This window comes from Nostoc sp. DSM 114160 (assembly GCF_053470305.1).
Map to the genome: position 1 here is coordinate 3,116,412 of NZ_JBPFGO010000001.1, position 16,720 is coordinate 3,133,131.

10 protein-coding genes are annotated in these 16,720 nt (G+C 44.0%); 5 read left to right on the plus strand and 5 right to left on the minus strand.

Annotated elements, in window-relative coordinates; genetic code table 11:
- The first annotated feature begins 668 nt into the window (after positions 1-668).
- Entirely contained in the window at positions 669-4,496 is a 3,828-nt protein-coding gene (locus NSTCB13_RS13820) for a beta strand repeat-containing protein (RefSeq protein WP_448272718.1), read from the plus strand.
- 285 nt (positions 4,497-4,781) lie between these two features.
- On the opposite strand, the gene NSTCB13_RS13825 is transcribed toward NSTCB13_RS13820, so the two are convergent.
- Positions 4,782-5,463 (minus strand): IS1 family transposase gene (locus NSTCB13_RS13825; RefSeq protein ID WP_448272719.1). Its coding sequence is split into 2 segments (ribosomal slippage): positions 4,782-5,142 and positions 5,141-5,463, totalling 684 coding nucleotides; the frame shifts between segments, so codons are not numbered across the junction.
- Positions 5,464-6,029: 566 nt separating this feature from the next.
- Between NSTCB13_RS13825 and NSTCB13_RS13830 the strand changes: the two genes are divergently transcribed.
- The 3 genes from NSTCB13_RS13830 to NSTCB13_RS13840 all read left to right on the plus strand — a co-directional run bounded on the left by NSTCB13_RS13830 (position 6,030) and on the right by NSTCB13_RS13840 (position 10,377).
- Positions 6,030-7,226, plus strand: a complete 1,197-nt coding sequence (locus tag NSTCB13_RS13830) for a hypothetical protein (RefSeq protein WP_448272720.1) — start codon at positions 6,030-6,032, stop codon at positions 7,224-7,226.
- Positions 7,227-7,287: 61 nt separating this feature from the next.
- Positions 7,288-9,801, plus strand: coding sequence for a phosphoenolpyruvate--protein phosphotransferase (gene ptsP / locus NSTCB13_RS13835; RefSeq protein WP_448272721.1), 2,514 nt, complete (start codon positions 7,288-7,290; stop codon positions 9,799-9,801).
- Positions 9,802-10,122: 321 nt separating this feature from the next.
- The gene (locus tag NSTCB13_RS13840) at positions 10,123-10,377 is read left to right on the plus strand and encodes a hypothetical protein (protein WP_448272722.1); all 255 of its coding nucleotides are present in this window, start codon (positions 10,123-10,125) and stop codon (positions 10,375-10,377) included.
- Positions 10,378-10,436: 59 nt separating this feature from the next.
- On the opposite strand, the gene NSTCB13_RS13845 is transcribed toward NSTCB13_RS13840, so the two are convergent.
- Positions 10,437-10,826, minus strand: coding sequence for a hypothetical protein (locus tag NSTCB13_RS13845; protein ID WP_322710766.1), 390 nt, complete (start codon positions 10,824-10,826; stop codon positions 10,437-10,439).
- Positions 10,827-11,261: 435 nt separating this feature from the next.
- On the opposite strand from NSTCB13_RS13845, the gene NSTCB13_RS13850 reads away from it, so the two are divergent.
- A complete protein-coding gene (locus tag NSTCB13_RS13850; protein ID WP_448272723.1) occupies positions 11,262-12,491 on the plus strand; it encodes a DUF4336 domain-containing protein in 1,230 nt (409 codons plus the stop codon).
- A 216-nt stretch (positions 12,492-12,707) separates the two neighbouring features.
- Here NSTCB13_RS13850 and NSTCB13_RS13855 read toward each other — a convergent pair whose 3' ends face one another.
- The 3 genes from NSTCB13_RS13855 to NSTCB13_RS13865 all read right to left on the minus strand — a co-directional run bounded on the left by NSTCB13_RS13855 (position 12,708) and on the right by NSTCB13_RS13865 (position 16,713).
- Entirely contained in the window at positions 12,708-13,631 is a 924-nt protein-coding gene (locus NSTCB13_RS13855) for a manganese catalase family protein (protein WP_448272724.1), read from the minus strand.
- A gap of 576 nt (positions 13,632-14,207) precedes the next feature.
- Positions 14,208-15,095, minus strand: coding sequence for a carbon-nitrogen hydrolase family protein (locus NSTCB13_RS13860; RefSeq protein ID WP_448272725.1), 888 nt, complete (start codon positions 15,093-15,095; stop codon positions 14,208-14,210).
- A gap of 259 nt (positions 15,096-15,354) precedes the next feature.
- Positions 15,355-16,713, minus strand: coding sequence for a GTPase family protein (locus NSTCB13_RS13865; protein ID WP_445628057.1), 1,359 nt, complete (start codon positions 16,711-16,713; stop codon positions 15,355-15,357).
- Positions 16,714-16,720: the final 7 nt, after the last annotated feature.

Consider the following 16,720-nt stretch of genomic DNA (forward strand, 5'->3'; position numbering starts at 1 on the left):
TTTATCACTCTTTAAAATATTTACCTACTAGGTTTTACTTTCTTATTGCCTAGACACAGAAGAATATGAAGAATATACAAAGCTCAATACTTGTGTATAGATTTTTCAGCCAATAATGTGAAGAGTATGCAAAGATGAGTATTTAAGTATAAACATCTAAGTATGATATTGACTGTGTAGTTCTTTTGAGGTTCTTGAGATGTTCTCTATTTTCAAACTAGACACCCACGGATAACAGCCTACAAGGAAGGCATCAAAATCTTTTTCCCGATTAAGAGTCAACTGTTGATTATTTTATATTCTAGTAAGACTTAGGCGCTGGCAAAAAAATAAATATGAAGAAAGAATTTTAGGTATTGAAGCTGAATTTTTTGGTACTTAAAAGAGTAATTTTTACTCAAAAAGGATGAAAAAAACCTGAAATGACTAGTTTTCGCAAATTCACACGCTAATTAATTTGTACAGTGCTTAAGACTTAAATAGTTTGAGACTATCAAAAAAGTATACGTAAAAACCTTGGAATCGGGGAAATTTTCGAGAAATTTACTGTTCCTCAAGGGTGACGTATAAAGTGTGTAGATTTCGGTGAATTTTTGCGCCCTTAACAGCACAATCTGCAAATTGACAACTGAAGTTACTGAAAAAATCGATTTAGAAAGGTAAAAGTTATGGCAGATATTATTGGAACTAACGGTGATGATACCCTACAGGGTACTTATAGTGACGCAGATACGATTAAGGGTCTTGCAGGCAACGATACCATATATCCTAACGGTGGCAAAGACACCTTAACTGGTGGAGGCGGCAACGATAAATTCGTCTACTACTACTACAACTACACCAACAACAACAACAACAACAATACTACGATAATCACCGATTTTGGTGGTGTAGGTAAAGGGACAAACCCAACAGCAGCAGTCACTACCGAAGTGGATACCCTAGAATTCCAGGGCGATGGTGCCATAGCCCAAAATTTGTTGTTGACCGAAAAAGGCAAGAATCTGGAAATCAGCTTTGCAGGGGATGCTTATATAACGAGGTTTTTTGATGTCCCAGTTATCCTGCAAAACTTTGCTCTGGAAAACCTCGATAACCTCAGCAAATCTACAGGTGCCACTGTAGACTTGGGCAATATCCTATTTGAGGGAGAAACTAGCACTATAGATAGCTTTGATGTCTTCAATGCTAACTCTACTCAAAGCACTATCTTCAACTTGAATACAGTCACTTTTCTTAACGACCTCAACAATAATGTTAGCGGCTTTGATAACTCAAATGATGTCATCAATGGTCAGGGCGGGGATGACCTCATTGACGGCTTAAGTGGCAACGACATACTCAGAGGTGGTGCGGGTAATGACTTCCTCATTGGTGGTGTCGGGAATGATATTCTCATTGGTGGTGTCGGGAATGACTCCCTCACAGGCAATGATACTCTCGTTGGTGGTGCGGGCAATGATATCTTGAATGTCGAATTTTCAACAGGCGATAACACCCTCAACGGTGGGGTTGGTGACGATGTTTTGGATGCTGGGGCAACATCTGGCAATAACTTACTCTCTGGGGGCGATGGCAATGATTATCTCTCTACCTCTAACGTTTATAGTAGCGTCAGCGGATACATCTATTATCCCTCCTCAAGCAATAATACCCTCGATGGTGGCGCTGGTGATGACACCTTGAATGCCGAGTCTCCATCAGGCAATAACTTACTCTCTGGGGGAGATGGCAATGATTATCTCTCCACTTCCGGTATTTTTACTTATAGAGGAGAGCCTAATTTTAGCTCATCAGGCAATAACACCCTCAATGGTGGTGCTGGTGACGATACCTTGAATGCTGGCAATTCAACAGGCAATAACTTGCTCTCTGGAGGCGATGGCAATGATTCTCTCTCCATTTCTGGCGATCTTATCTCCTATAGCGGTCAAGACTTCTATAACCCTTCTTCAGGCAATAACACCCTCAACGGTGGCGCTGGTGACGATACATTGCGTGTTGAGTATTACACAGGGAATAACTTTTTCTCTGGGGGCGATGGCAATGATTCCTTCTATCTAGACTTCACAATTTTAGATACTCTCTCCTCTGATTTAGTGACTCAAACGATAGACGGAGGTAAGGATGACGATTTGTTGTCAGTCGATTACAGCTATACTTCTGGGGGAATCACAACGACGTTCAATGCGACCACAAATAAGGGAGAAATTACGGTAGGTACTTATCGAGTTAATTATAAGAATATCGAACGATTAAATATCTTAGGTACAGCCTACGACGACAACATTGTTGGCAATGATGGGAACGATACGCTCTACACTGGTTCTGGTGGCAAAGATACGATCGATGGGGGAGCAGGTGACGATGTATTGTTCGTCGATTACAGCAATGCTACAGTGGGAATCACAACGACGTTCAATGCGGCCACAAATAAAGGAGAAATTACGGCGGGGACATATCGGATTGACTACAAGAATATCGAACAATTAAATATTTTAGGTACAGCCTACAGCGACAACATTGTTGGCAATGATGGAAACGATACGCTTTCCACTGGTTCTGGTGGCAAAGATACGATCGATGGAGGCCAGGGTGACGATGTGTTGTCTGTCGATTACAGCAATGACAACAGTGTTTCTGGGGGGATTACAACGACATTCAATGCCTCTACCAACATTGGAGCAATTACGGCAGGCACGAATCGGGTTAGCTACAAAAATATTGAGCGATTAAATATCTCAGGTACATATCACAATGACAACATTGTTGGTAACAGTGGTAATGATACGCTCTTTGGGGGCTATGGTGGAAATGATACGATTATTGGCGGTGTCGGTAATGATATCCTGACAGGTGGGAGTGGTGACGACACCCTAACTGGTGGCACGGGCAATGATAAATTTGTTTACAACTTCAACGACAGCTACTACTCTAACGACACTAACACTGATATTATCACCGATTTCGGTGGCGTAGGTAAAGGCTCAAATCCGTCTGCGGCAGTGATTGCCTCCTCAGACACCTTGCAATTTACAGGTGGTGTATTCGCTACAGGTAGTATCTTCACTGCTCAAAATCTGCAATTAACTCAAAATGGTAGCAACTTAGAAATCACCTTTGAAAATGTCCCTAATAGCAAAGTCATTCTCCAAAACTTCAAATTAGAAAATCTGGATAATCTGCCAGCAACTTCTTCACAACCAGCTATTGGAAATATCCTGTTTGATGGACAAACCAGCATCACCGACAGTTTTGATGTGTTTGATGCCAATTCCATTCAAACTACCCTTTTCAACAGAAACACTGTTACCTTCCTCAATGACCTCGACAATAACATTACGGGTTTTGATAACTCTAATGATGTAATCAATGGTCAAGGGGGTGACGACATCATCGACGGGTTGAGTGGTAATGACCTGCTCAGAGGTGGTGTAGGAAATGATATTCTCATTGGCGGTGTGGGAAATGATACTCTCATTACCACTACAGGCAATGACACTCTTGACGGTGGTACTGGTGACGATACCTTGAATGCTAGCGGTTCAATAGCCGATAACTTGCTCTCTGGAAGTGATGGCAATGATTCTCTTGACATCTCTGGCTTTTTTAAGGTTTCTGGCTCAGTTTTCCCCAGCAACTCCTACGGCTCTCGCTCCTTGGGGAATAACACCCTAGAAGGAGGTGTAGGTGACGATACCTTGAGTGCTGGTGGTTCAAAAGGCGATAATCTGCTTTCTGGTGGTAACGGCAATGATACTCTTTACCTTATTGGCTCTTACAGCTACAGCTACGGCGATTCTAACGACTCACGATCGGAGGGCAATAACACCCTAGACGGAGGTGGGGGGGACGATCGCTTGAGAGCTGGTGGTTTAACAGGTGATAACCTGCTCTCTGGAGGCGATGGCAATGATGAGCTTGATCTTTCTGGTAACTACTACAGCTACAACTCCAGTGATTTCAACGACTCTCGCTCGTCTGGTAATAACACCCTCAACGGAGGTGCAGGAAATGATCGCTTGGATACTGGCAGTTCAACAGGCGATAACCTGCTATCTGGGGATGATGGTAATGATACTCTTACAGCCTATGACGCCTCTGGTAAAAATATCCTCACAGGTGGCAATGGCAATGACTTTCTCATAGGTGGCAATGGTAATGATAGTCTAATTGGAGGAGCTGGTACTGATACCTTTGCTTTCAATAGTTACAACCAAGGTGTTGATACTATTTATGACTTCAATGCTACTAATGAACTGATTCAGGTATCGACTTATGATTTTGGTGGCGGGTTGTCAACGCCTTCACTTCAAACAAGTCAGTTTACTATCGGAACATCTGCAACAACAAGCAATCAACGATTTATCTATGACGATATTACAGGTGCGCTATATTTTGACCTTGATGGCAGTGCAAGTACATTTACTCAGGTAAAATTTGCCCAATTATCTGCTGGACTGTCACTAACTGAAAAGAACTTTGTATTAGTTTAATCGTAATTAATCATTCTCTGCTCATTAAGCGACACAGGTTGCGAGGTGCTTTTGTAAGCACCTTGCAAACGATAGTGCTCAATCCAATTACTTCTAGCAGAGAGTAGATGTTAGGTTTTGTTTCTCAACTTTTGATATGAATGCGGATGGTTTGCAGGTGTTATTAGCTAAATTTAATTATGTCTGCGTTCATAATTTTAATCGCCTGTAATGATTATTGCATTGATAACACATATAAGATATAGCTGTCGCTAGGGTGTTGCATATTTGCGGGATGAATTAGGCTTAAAGGGTGACAAAACCGTCATGGAGGTAATGAAGTAATAATTTAATTGAAAGCCTAAGCATTTCCTCTGATTTGGAATAACACAAAGTCTTACGATGGAGGCGAGCCAAATAATGTCTTAATCTTGTATTTTCTCCTTCAACTCTCGTCATATATGTTTTCTTAACAATATGATCTCCATGATCAATAAAACATGGATAAACCGGGTATCCATCTGTTACATAAAAATAGCTTCTCCAACACTTGATAATCTTCCATAACTTTTCAAAGGTTTTTGCACTACGGTCTCCTAATACCCAGGCGAGAATTCCCGAATAGCTTTTATTTACTGCCGTCCAAATCCATTTCTTGTTTTTTTTTACCAACAAAAGTTTCCAATTCATCCACTTGGGTTACTTCAGGAATTTCAATACTCGGCGGTGCATCAGGTAAGGGGTCTGCGGCTTGTTTCACCCATTGAATTACCGTATTATGGTTAACTCCTGTTTGTCGCTCAATTGCTCGAAAACCTGTACCATTAACATACATTGTCAAACATTGTCTCTTAATTTCATCTGAATAACCTCGCTTTGAATATGATTCTACAAATTGGCGATCGCATCGCACACAGATGTAGTTCTGCTTACCACGACGATGCCCGTTCTTACGTATATGAGTAGATGCACAATTAGGACAGTTCATCCCTTAATTATGCAACACCCCGACAGGAGAAGCACGTGGCGTTTGAGGAACGAAACCCAACATTTTTAGGGGTTTGTTGGGTTTCGCTTGGCTCAACCCAACCTACGAATATTCATTAACCGAGCAGTATTGGCCTATAGTGGGCGTTGCTGAATTAAGGGATGATTCTTGTGGGGTGGACATCCTGCCATTGGTGTCAACTTAACGTGAAAGCCAGCCTAGAAAAGGCTTTTAGATATTGTCTCGTTGTCTCGTTCCCAGTCTGAGACTGGGAATGCGTGTCCTTGAGGCAGAGCCGCAATTGAAGAGCATTTACAGCCAGAGGCTGGAAACGAGATTTGAAAAGAGTTTTAGCTTAAGTTGACACCAATGGCATCCTGCCCGCCCGAAAATACAAGGGACGGGCTTTTGTCCCACCTCACAAAAATAGTAAAATCATCCCGGAAATATGCAACGCCCTATAGTGAATACCGTCATGGGTAGGCGAGCATTTACCGCAGGTATCGCAACTCATTAGGCTTAAAGTAGTAACAACAACTTTTTTGCGGAATTGCGATCGCAAGACGATGAATGTTCTAATCAATTTACTGCTTTTTTTGCTGCCGATTCTGAGTAGCTTTTGGATTGCCCAAACTTTCAACCCTCTATCTTCTTATCAGCCTCTCCAAGCTGTAGACGGGGCAGCTTTATATAAAAAACAATTAACCAATGAAAACGAAGCTTATTTACAAGTTATCGAACTGGGCAAAATGCACATAGACCAAATTATCGGAGAGGTAGATAATATGGGTCTAAACGAAGGGAAATATTATCAAGGAGAAGGTGGGCATTACAGCCCTTTTTTCCAAAATAAGTTGTTTTCTGAAGTGACAGACGAATATCAAAAACTTTATACAAACAACGTTTTTTCGATGATTAATTGTTCTTTCTTTGAACAATACCAATCTAGTACTCAATTATCCTTTCCGATTAAACTTAATGGTGTAGTCATCACTGGCGGTAGTAGCCCTTATGGGCCAATCAAAAAACCAAAAGATAAATATTATCGTAATATTCGCCTCAAAACTTTAGTTTGGGATGATAAGCAGGCATACATTACCGATTACAACCAAGCTAGCGGTGCGCCTCTTAACCAAAAAGCAGTGAAGAATGCAATTGTCACTTACCGATATAGCGATCATCCGGCGAAAGTCTTAGCCCAAAATCAAGCGAATAAGTATCAAGTCATCGGTACTCTGAACAAAGATGGTGTTAAAGGTGACGAGTTGTTGTTGATTATGACGGTGAATCAAGCAACTCTGGATGAGGCAGCCGATTTATTACGTAAATTAGGAGTCAAAAGCGATATCATTACTGTTGATGGTGGCAGATCAACTTATTTGTTCAATTCCCAGAAGGGAAACATTATTGTTCCCCAACTGTCTAATCTGCAAGAAAATCCTACTTTTCGACACTTACCTCATTATCTGGGATTCCGTAAGAAAAGCAAAAATCAGATTGCACCAAAAATCTTGATTAGCCAGCCAGTTGGTAAAGTACTTCCAAAGAAAGATCAGCCTTTTTTAATATTGTGGCGGGATAATTTTGATGGCGATGTCTCGATTAAGTTGTACGATGGGAACAAACTTATCCAAAACATTTCTTCCCGTACTGCTAGCGATGGAGTTTATGAGTGGAAACCACGTATTTCCGTAAAAGAAGGCTATTTTATTCGTATTTATAGCTGGAAAGACCGGAATATTTTCGGGCAGTTGCAACTGTAGCGGAATGGGAAAATGAAATGGATAACTAGCTAAACGCAAACCTCTCAACAAGGTTGACGGTGTGGCCGCGATCGCAATTGTTATCGTTTCTCACAGTAAACAACTAGCTTTGGGCGTGCGGGAACTCGCCGCGCAGATGGTTCAAGGCCAAGTTCCCATTGCTGTTGCAGCAGGTATTGAAGATCCTGAAAATCCATTGGGTACCGATCCGATTCAGGTTTATGAGGCGATCGCTTCTGTTTTTTCTGATGATGGTGTCTTAGTGTTAATGGATTTGGGTAGTGCTTTGCTGAGTGCAGAAATGGCAATCGAGTTTTTGCCAGAAGCACAGCAGCAAAAAGTGTATTTGTGTGAAGCACCTCTAGTAGAAGGCGCGATCGCGGCTGTGGTGGCGGCGGCGGCTGGTAGAGATATTCATCAAGTTATGGCGGAAGCACGCGGCGCACTCCTCGCCAAAGCAACTCAATTGGGTGTAAGTAGTCCGTTATCAGTTGTCAGCCCAACAACAACCAATACAGAATCCCCAACGCGAGAAATCCGGCTGATTGTCAGCAATCGCTTAGGATTACACGCCCGCCCCGCCGCCCAGTTTGTAGCCACCGCAGCCCGGTTTCAATCCCAAATTCTGGTACGGAATTTAACCAGAAATACTGAGCTAGTTAGGGGTGACAGTATTAACCAAGTTACAACTTTAGGGGTGCGTCAAGGACACGAACTGCTGATTACTGCCACCGGTTCTGATGCAGATGAGGCACTGGATGCATTACAGGCATTATTTGCAAATAACTTTGGTGAAGATAATGTTGTTTTGAGTTCTCCATTACCATTTCACCATGAAGCGACTCCAGCAACTCACGGTGAACTTTCGGGGATTGCAGCTTCTCCAGGAGTAGCGATCGCACCTGTTGTTCATTATCAACCCACTCACATCAAAATCACAGAATATCACGTAGACGATCCCGATCCAGAGTGGCAAAGATTACAGGGAGCAATTAATACTGCCCGACAAGAAATTCAAGCAGTTTTCTCACAAGCATCTCTGCAAATTGGCGACGCTGAAGCTGCCATTTTCGATGCCCAATTACTATTTTTAGAAGATCCAGTACTGTTAGAAGCGGCTCATCAGCGCATTTTAGACAACCATATAAATGCTGAAGCAGCTTGGCAAGCTGTAGTCGATGAAGTAGCGACTTCCTACCGCGCACTTGAGGATTCTTATCTGCAAGAGCGAGTTGACGATGTTGTAGATGTTGGGCAAAGAGTGCTGCGATTACTGGCTGGGAATGCCCCTGCGAACCTGCATCTTGAGTCACCTGCAATTTTGGTGGCGACTGATTTAACCCCCTCGGATACGGCGGGACTAGATCCGACAAAGGTGTTGGGTATTTGTACAACTTCTGGTAGTGCCACTTCCCACAGTGCCATTATCGCCCGGACGTTGGGTATTCCAGCAGTTTTGGGAGTGGATGCCCAGGTGTTGCACTTGGCTGATGGTACAATGATGGCACTTGATGGTGAAAGTGGCAGAGCTTGGGTAGAACCAGAATCGGATATCCTGGATTTACTGGCAGCAAAGCAATCAGCTTGGCAAACTGCCCAACAGGAAGCACGAGCTACGGCACATCAGCCAGCGATTACTCGTGATGGTCAGCAAGTTAGCGTATTCGCCAATATTGGTAGTATAAATGATGTGCAAGTTGCTGTGGCTAGCGGTGCAGAAGGTGTGGGACTACTCCGCACTGAGTTTCTGTATTTAGACCGAACCAGCGCACCCACCGAAGAAGAACAATTAGCAGTGTATCAGGCGATCGCCCAAGTTTTAGATAATCGACCGCTAATTATTCGTACCTTAGATGTGGGTGGTGATAAGCCACTTCCCTATTTAAGAGTAGGGTTGCCAGAGGCTAACCCTTTCTTAGGCTGGCGGGGAATTCGTTTCTGTTTAGATCGTCCAGAACTCTTCAAAACTCAGTTACGGGCAATTTTGAGAGCAGGTGTCGGACACCAAATTAAAATCATGTTGCCGATGATTGCGACTGTAACTGAAGTCCGTGCAGCTAAGGTAATTTTGGGCGAAGTGCAGGCTGAACTAAATCAAGCTGGTATCGCATTTGATGCAGCGATGAAAGTAGGAATTATGGTGGAGGTTCCGTCAGCAGTAGCGATCGCCGATCGGTTAGCTGCGGAAGTAGACTTCTTTAGTATCGGCACTAACGATCTGAGTCAGTACGTCATGGCTAGCGATCGCACTAATCCCAGCGTGGCAAATTTAGTTGATGCACTACATCCAGCCATATTGCGAATGGTGCAGCAAACTGTCCAAGCTGCCCATGCGGCGGGGATTTCGGTAGGATTATGTGGAGAATTGGCAGCAGATACTTTAGCAACACCAATTTTATTAGGTTTAGGGTTGGATGAATTGAGCGTAAATCCCCAAAGTATACCTGGAGTGAAGCAGGCGATCGCTCGGTTAAGTATAGTTGAAAGTGAAGCGATCGTGGCATCAGCATTACAACAAGATTCCGCAGAGCATGTTAGAGAACTAATCTCAACTTCAATTACCCCACCTGCATAATCAGTTTTATGCTCTACGGTGTACACACAAGCGCTAAAAACCTAGCTTGATAAGACTTTCCTCGTTCCCAGTCTCCGACTGGGAATGCATTCATTGAGTCTCTGACTCAATGCCAGATTGGAGGCAGAGCCTCAACGAGGGGCATTCCCATACAGAGCATGGGAACGAGACAAAACGAGACAAACGAGATAAACGAGAGAAGAATGGAAAATCAAACTTTTTTTGACTTGTGTGTACACCGTAGGGGACTGCGGGGAGGGGAGACAAAGCATAGCTTTGGCGGGGTGGGGTTCTTCAGGTTTAATAAGTAATCTAGCGGACATGATATCAGTCAATGCAATGGCATTGTTAGTCGATGCAATGGCATTGTTAGTCGATGCAATGGCATTGTTAGTCGATACAATGGCATTGTTAGTCAATGCAATCGCATTGTTAGTCGATGCAATGCCATTGTTAGTCAATGCAATGCCATTGTCAGTCGATGCAATGCCATTGTCAGTCGATGCAATGCCATTGCAGGTCAAGAAACTTGTGTACACCGTAGCCCGAAGAGCCGGGAGGGGAGACAAAGCATAGCTTTGGCGGGGGTGGGGTTCTTCAGATTTAATAAATAATTAAGCGGACATGAATATTAATTAAAATCTTATTCCCAATTGCCCGTTAAAGCCGCGAATAGAATTGTAACCAGCGCCAACAAAAACGTTATTAGTAGCGCCTACCTGAACGCCACCTGAAACTGCAACGCCTTTATCTTCCGAATAAAGTCCAATTCCTACATAAGGTGAAATTACAGGCAAATTAATAAATTTTAAAACATCTACTCCTGTAGCACCATCAGCGCCAGTTCCCACTTCAACCCCAAAATTCAAAGCCCTAGCTCCGACAGCATAAGTTATGTCACCATCTTTTCCACCGACTGAAACCCAAGGTTGCGGTATCAGTTGAGCCGATGCTTGACTTGGGGCAAACAAAGTTAATAAACCTATAGATGTAATTAATGTTTTAGCAATAATCGCTATTTTCACGTTATTCTCCAATTAATTGTTTTTAGGACTAATACCAATTCTTTATGAAGACGCATAAAAAGAATCCCAGTGCCGTGGCATCTTCCCTTGGTAAGGACAAGGCTGTTTAATTCGATCTCTTATGGATTTTGTCAACTAGCATAAGCGATAAATTTGAGGAAGTTAGTAGTACACCTCTACAACGTCTATTATTAGTTTTGTTAAAAGCTAGGTTATACCATTTGCAAAAAAAACCTACAGATGCAAAGTTGAAAATCCAGATGAAATCTCACCCCTCTTAATTACGAATTACTACTTACGTAGCTTGCTTCTTGCCTTTAGGGAGTAGTACGAATTACAAATTGGTATTATTATCTCAACAATTTGCTAAACTCCAACTTCGTGGAGAGCAAATAAAAACAATTTGAGTATTGGGAATTTGGAGGGGGTTGCAGAGTGGCTGATGAACGCATAGTCAATACACAACAGATTTATCCAAAGGATTTTTCCTGGGGATTATGGCCTGTTGTGCCACTCTACCCCTACGGTAGGCGGCAGACAATTCGTCAAGAAGTGCTTAAGGACACAATCTGGAATTTTGACCAGATTCAAGGCATTTTCTACGTTGTTGTGCCGATTCGGATGACTGTTGTGAAGTTGGAAACCGGGGGCCTTCTCGTCTATGCGCCTGTTGCACCAACCCTAGAGTGCATCAGACTTGTGAATGAGTTGGTGGCGAAATATGGCGACATTAAGTACATCATTCTGCCAACTATATCTGGTATAGAACACAAAGTTTTCGTTGGCCCCTTCGCCAGATACTTTCCGACTGCACAGGTGTTTGTGGCTCCCCATCAGTGGAGTTTTCCGCTAAATCTTCCCCTTAGCTGGCTTGGCTTACCCCCAAAACGAACTCAAGTACTTCCAGAAGATAGTAGCAAAACTCCCTTTGCTGACGAATTTGATTATGCAATGCTGGGCCCTATCGGTCTTGGCCCTGGTAGGTTTGCGGAAGTTGCTTTTTTCCACAAGCGATCGCATACTCTTTTAGTCACAGATTCTGTGCTTTCGATCCCAGAAGATCCACCTGCGATCGTTCTTTTAGATTCATATCCTTTATTATTCCATGCCAAGGATCGTGCTTCCGATATTGTTGCGGATAGTCAGGTAAATCGCCGTAAGGGTTGGCAGCGTATTTGTCTATTTGCTTTGTACTTTCAACCAAGGGCATTAGATATACGCCGATGGGGTCAGGTGTTACAAGATTCCTTAAAAGCCCCAGAACGCTCAAGGAAAGCTTATTTTGGATTGTATCCCTTTAAATGGCAGTCAGATTGGCAGCGATCGTTTGATGCCCTGCGAGGTGATGGGCGTTTGTTTGTCGCACCAATTTTACAGACGCTAATTCTCAATCGCGCACCACAAGAAACCATTGACTGGGCTGATAAAGTTGCAAATTGGGACTTCGAGTGGATAATTCCCTGCCACTTTGATTCACCAATTAAAGCTAAACCGCATCAGTTTCGCCAAGCTTTCTCTTTTTTAGAAAAGCAGCCTGCTTTCAGTGGAGATTCGATCGGCAGTAGCAGCTATCCTTTACCAGAGGAGGATTTTAAAACACTTAGGGAAATCGATGCAGGTTTAAATAAGTTTGGGATTGTGCCAGCAGCCAAGGAGAAAGTGTAGGAGAGACGATATAGCGCAATACAGTTCAGATAAACCCAAAACCCTGATGATGTATAGACGCGATTTATCGCGTCTCGAAAGACCAATTATCCTTAACTGAATCATACTGCAATATAACGCCCTCCTTGGGATGCAGGTAACACAGCTAACTGTGCTACCAAAGCTATGTATCTGTATCAGATGTTTCGTGGAATGGTATAAGTGCTGGAAATATGATTAACCATCGATATTTGTTATCCGGTCAATCAAAGAGGGTGCGCTTGAAACCTCACCTTGTGCCAGTGGCATTTTCGAGGTACCATGCAGTCGTGGGTCGGGCACAGGAGGCTGCGGTTCTGGGCCTAGTGGTTGGGGATTTTCCACATACTCGAATTCGCCTTTGCCATCCATTGAGGGGCCTTTTGCCCAACGACCTTCAGCACTTTCCGTGCCTTCTGAGTGATTCCAGAACTGATAGGCAAACTCGCGTTTCTCCAATTCTAATGGGAAGGAACTGGGAACTGGAGTGGTTTCCAATCCAGAGCTTTCTAAATCCTCAATGGTTGCTAGCCACAAGTTTTGGTGCATCGTATCACGGGCGATCATAAAGCTCAAGGTATCTTTCACTCCTGGATCGTCCGTCATTTCATACAGTCGCACTGCCTGCAAACGTCCCTGACTTTCAGCGTGGAGATTAGACCGGAAATCTGCCAACAGGTTGCCACTGGAGACAATAAAGCGACCGTTCCAAGGATAGCCGACGCTATCAGATGGCGTTGCACCCAAACCAGAGACAATGGCGTGTTGGGGGTTCATCGCCGCCGCCATAATTACATCCCGTGGATTACTACCGCCCATTACAGCACCCACAACTGCATCTTTGACACTTTCTTCTTGCATTTTGAGCGGCGCTTTATCTAGAAGATGGGCAATCATCGTTGCTAGCATCTCAATGTGACCGATTTCCTCAGTCCCAACATCTAGCAGCATATCCCGGTATTTGGCAGGGCCTCGACAGTTCCAACCCTGAAACAAATACTGCATCATCACGGTCATTTCGCCAAAAGTGCCGCCGATGAGTTCTTGAATTTTCATTGCGTAGACTGCATCTGGTTTTTCGGGCGGCTTAAAATACTGGAGTTTCTTATTGTGATAAAACATTTGAATTCCTCTGTTAATTGCAGATGCGACACAAAATCAAACAGTTGCCAAACTTTTATCCGATTTTGTGTAGCCTCTCCTTATCTAGGAAACTAATCAAATGTTTTATCTTCATCAGCCTCTAGTCAGATAAAAAAAATACTTTTAAATAAGTATTTTGACTAGGCTTTCTTATTTATAGTTCTGTCTAAGAATGGATTTCAGAAAGCTTTACTTACTCTCAAGAAAGGTATAGCCAAATTGTAGAGGTTGTCCAGAGTAAAGCCGAGACTTCCGTTGCCTGGGGTCAATAGTCCAAAAACATGAACTTTTGACCAAATAATATCATATCCGCATAATTAATTTATGCGGACATGATATAGCGCTTCGGCTTACCCAATTATGCAAATTCATATCTAGCAAGCTTTTTGCTTTTTTCTAAACGTCGAACTCACGTTAACTCGATCTGATCTGTAGTTAATTTGAGCTAGGCTACAGTTCCAATTGCAGATAACTTGACCTAAAAACTGTCTTGTTAGCCAGAGCAATGCATTTATGTTTGCTAGCTCCTACAGGTAACGGCTGTTCGTAGCCTGCTCAAAAGGTTCTGCGGTTGTCGCTCCGAGCGTCGTTGCGGACGAGGTGCGGCTGGTAAATCCCAGTCCGAACCTTGCGCCTCCATAGTCGTGCGAGGTTTGGCTCGCTCTCATCCAAGTCAACGATCGCCACCATCGGTTCACCTTGCTGTGGGCATTGCCCAAGCCATTCCCCACGAGGTGAAATCAAACCCGACGGTGCGCCTTCATTTTGCGCGGGCGCGGCATAGCTGACCCAGTAGCTGTTCGTCGCCGCGAGTGCCTGCGCCTGGATAGCAAACATCCCCCTGTTATTCGGCGTGCCCGGGCCTGCGGTCGAGAACAGAACGCAATCGACATTGAGCCGCTCGTACTCGCTAAATACTTCTGCGAACTGACATTCCATGCCAACTGAACACCCGAACCGCAGACCGTCAATCTGGAATGTGACCGGGATCGAGCCTGGTGTGTACATAAAGGCCAGCTTGGTTTTCGACAGCATCCGCTCGTCGTATCGCGTCACTACCTCGCCTCGATCCGAGATGACGTACAAGCTGTTATGCGGACGGTGCGGTGGTGTCAAGCGATGCAGTGAGCCGAGAATGACCCAGAGCCGCAGCTCTTGCGCCAAAGCAGCCGTCTGATTCAACTCCTGTTGGAGAACGTCCCATTGAACCCGATCCCAGTCTGCTGGCCCAACCTTTTCGGGCCCATCGATGGACATGATGCGCTTATGCGGAGAGCAGGTGGCTCCCTCTGGGAAATGCACGAGCCTCGCGTCCGCTTCATGCGCCTTGCACATCAGGTGTCGTATCTCGCGTCCGCTCTCGCGCAGTTGAACGCTATTGCTAGGGTTTTCGCGGAGTGTGGTTTGCGCTACCGCCATCCGTAGACGTTTCGGTTCCAGCATAGCTGTCGAATTCACGTTAATTTATATTCTGGAAAAAGACTTGATTTATTTGATTTATCATTTTAATAAATATTACAATTATCTAATACCAATTGGAAAAAAGAATGCGACAAATAGACTATTTGTAGAGACGCGATTCATCGCGTCTTTACCCAAGGATGTGTTGCAATCATTAATTGAATTGGTATAACTCATATCGCTATCTATATAATTGTCCAATTCAGATGTTGTAATTATCCGAACCTGATTGCAACTACTCTTAACGTTTAATCCCCTTAAACCGTTCTTGCGCCGCTTGAAATGCTTCTTGCATCACCAACTGAATTTTCTGGGGATCGGGTTTCTTACCTCCCATTAGATCGCCAAAGTAAACGCAGGCTGCTTCGCCTAGTGCCCAAGTATAGGCGGCTGCCCAAGAAGCGGCGATCGCACTCCCAAAACCTGGTATAAATTTAATTAACTCTCTGGCAATTGCCTGTGCTAAAAAACCTCCTGCGATCGCACTCACAACGCCTCCCGCCTGAGATGGAGTAACTGTTTGCCCATATAATTTACCCAACAGTCCCACCATTGATACTTGCAAGGCAGTCAGTACGGGCATTGTGGCAAATGGTAGAGGTACGGCAGCCAGAGTTGCAGACACGATCGCAAATGGCAAAATATAACGGCGGGCAGTATCTCGGTAAAGATTGCCAATTTGCTTGCCAACTTCTTCTCGATCTAATAGCTGATAAATCGCTTGGGCTTCTGCTTTTGGGAGTAGTTCTGCTAAAGAATCTCGCAGTGCTTCTAAGCCATAAAATACTTGAGTGTAGCCATCTTCTTCTAAGGTAAAGTCAATCAGTACAGAGCGAATCTCCTTCGGAGAGGCTTCGCCAACGCTTATTCCTGCAAAGGCTTGTTGCATTGCGGCAAATGCGCGGTTGACTTCCTGATAATCTGGCGGATAGGTGGGATGATCGACGGTATCGCCAGGATAAACTTCGTGCAAGCAGGTAACTACCAGCAGACAGGGAATGTCTGGATACTTCTGGCGCAGTTGTTGAGCAATTTGTCGTAGGGTATCAGTTGCAAAATCATTAATTTTGACAGTCAAAAGTAGGATTCTGGCGGAACGAGTTTCCTGTTGTAAATCGCCAACTAACTCTTGAATAATTGCTTGAGTATCTTGTTTGACATCACCCAGCCCCACCGTATCAGTAAAAATAAGTAACGGCACCTCATTTGAAGGATAGGCATAGCGTTGGGTGTGTTGTGTGTGTGGGCGAAATCCTTGACCGACAATTTCAGCAGAAACTCCTGTCAATCCTCTGACAATAGAACTTTTTCCGGCTTGAGGTTTACCAATTAAAAGGGCTTCTGTAGTTGGCAGTTCGGCTCGGATTTTCTCTAAAATCTCTGCAACCTGAGTATCGCTCACATTAAACCATTCGACAACTGTCTGTGCCACTTGTTCTCCGGGCAAAAGTTGCGTTAGACGTGTTGTTGCTTTGTTCCAGACACCAGCAATCCGATTTTTCCAGGAATTATCAACCGATTTGGTAGTCGCTTCATCGGTCGGTTCGCTCAATTGCTGAGAATCAGTTGATGGTAAATCAGCATCACGTTGCTCAGTCATTTTCATC

Coding starts and splice junctions, on each gene's coding strand:
- NSTCB13_RS13820 (WP_448272718.1), top strand. CDS start 669: ATGGCAGATATTATTGGAACTAACGGTGATGATACCCTACAGGGTACT.
- NSTCB13_RS13830 (WP_448272720.1), top strand. CDS start 6,030: ATGAATGTTCTAATCAATTTACTGCTTTTTTTGCTGCCGATTCTGAGT.
- NSTCB13_RS13840 (WP_448272722.1), top strand. CDS start 10,123: ATGATATCAGTCAATGCAATGGCATTGTTAGTCGATGCAATGGCATTG.
- NSTCB13_RS13855 (WP_448272724.1), bottom strand. CDS start 13,631: ATGTTTTATCACAATAAGAAACTCCAGTATTTTAAGCCGCCCGAAAAA.
- NSTCB13_RS13860 (WP_448272725.1), bottom strand. CDS start 15,095: ATGCTGGAACCGAAACGTCTACGGATGGCGGTAGCGCAAACCACACTC.
- NSTCB13_RS13865 (WP_445628057.1), bottom strand. CDS start 16,713: ATGACTGAGCAACGTGATGCTGATTTACCATCAACTGATTCTCAGCAA.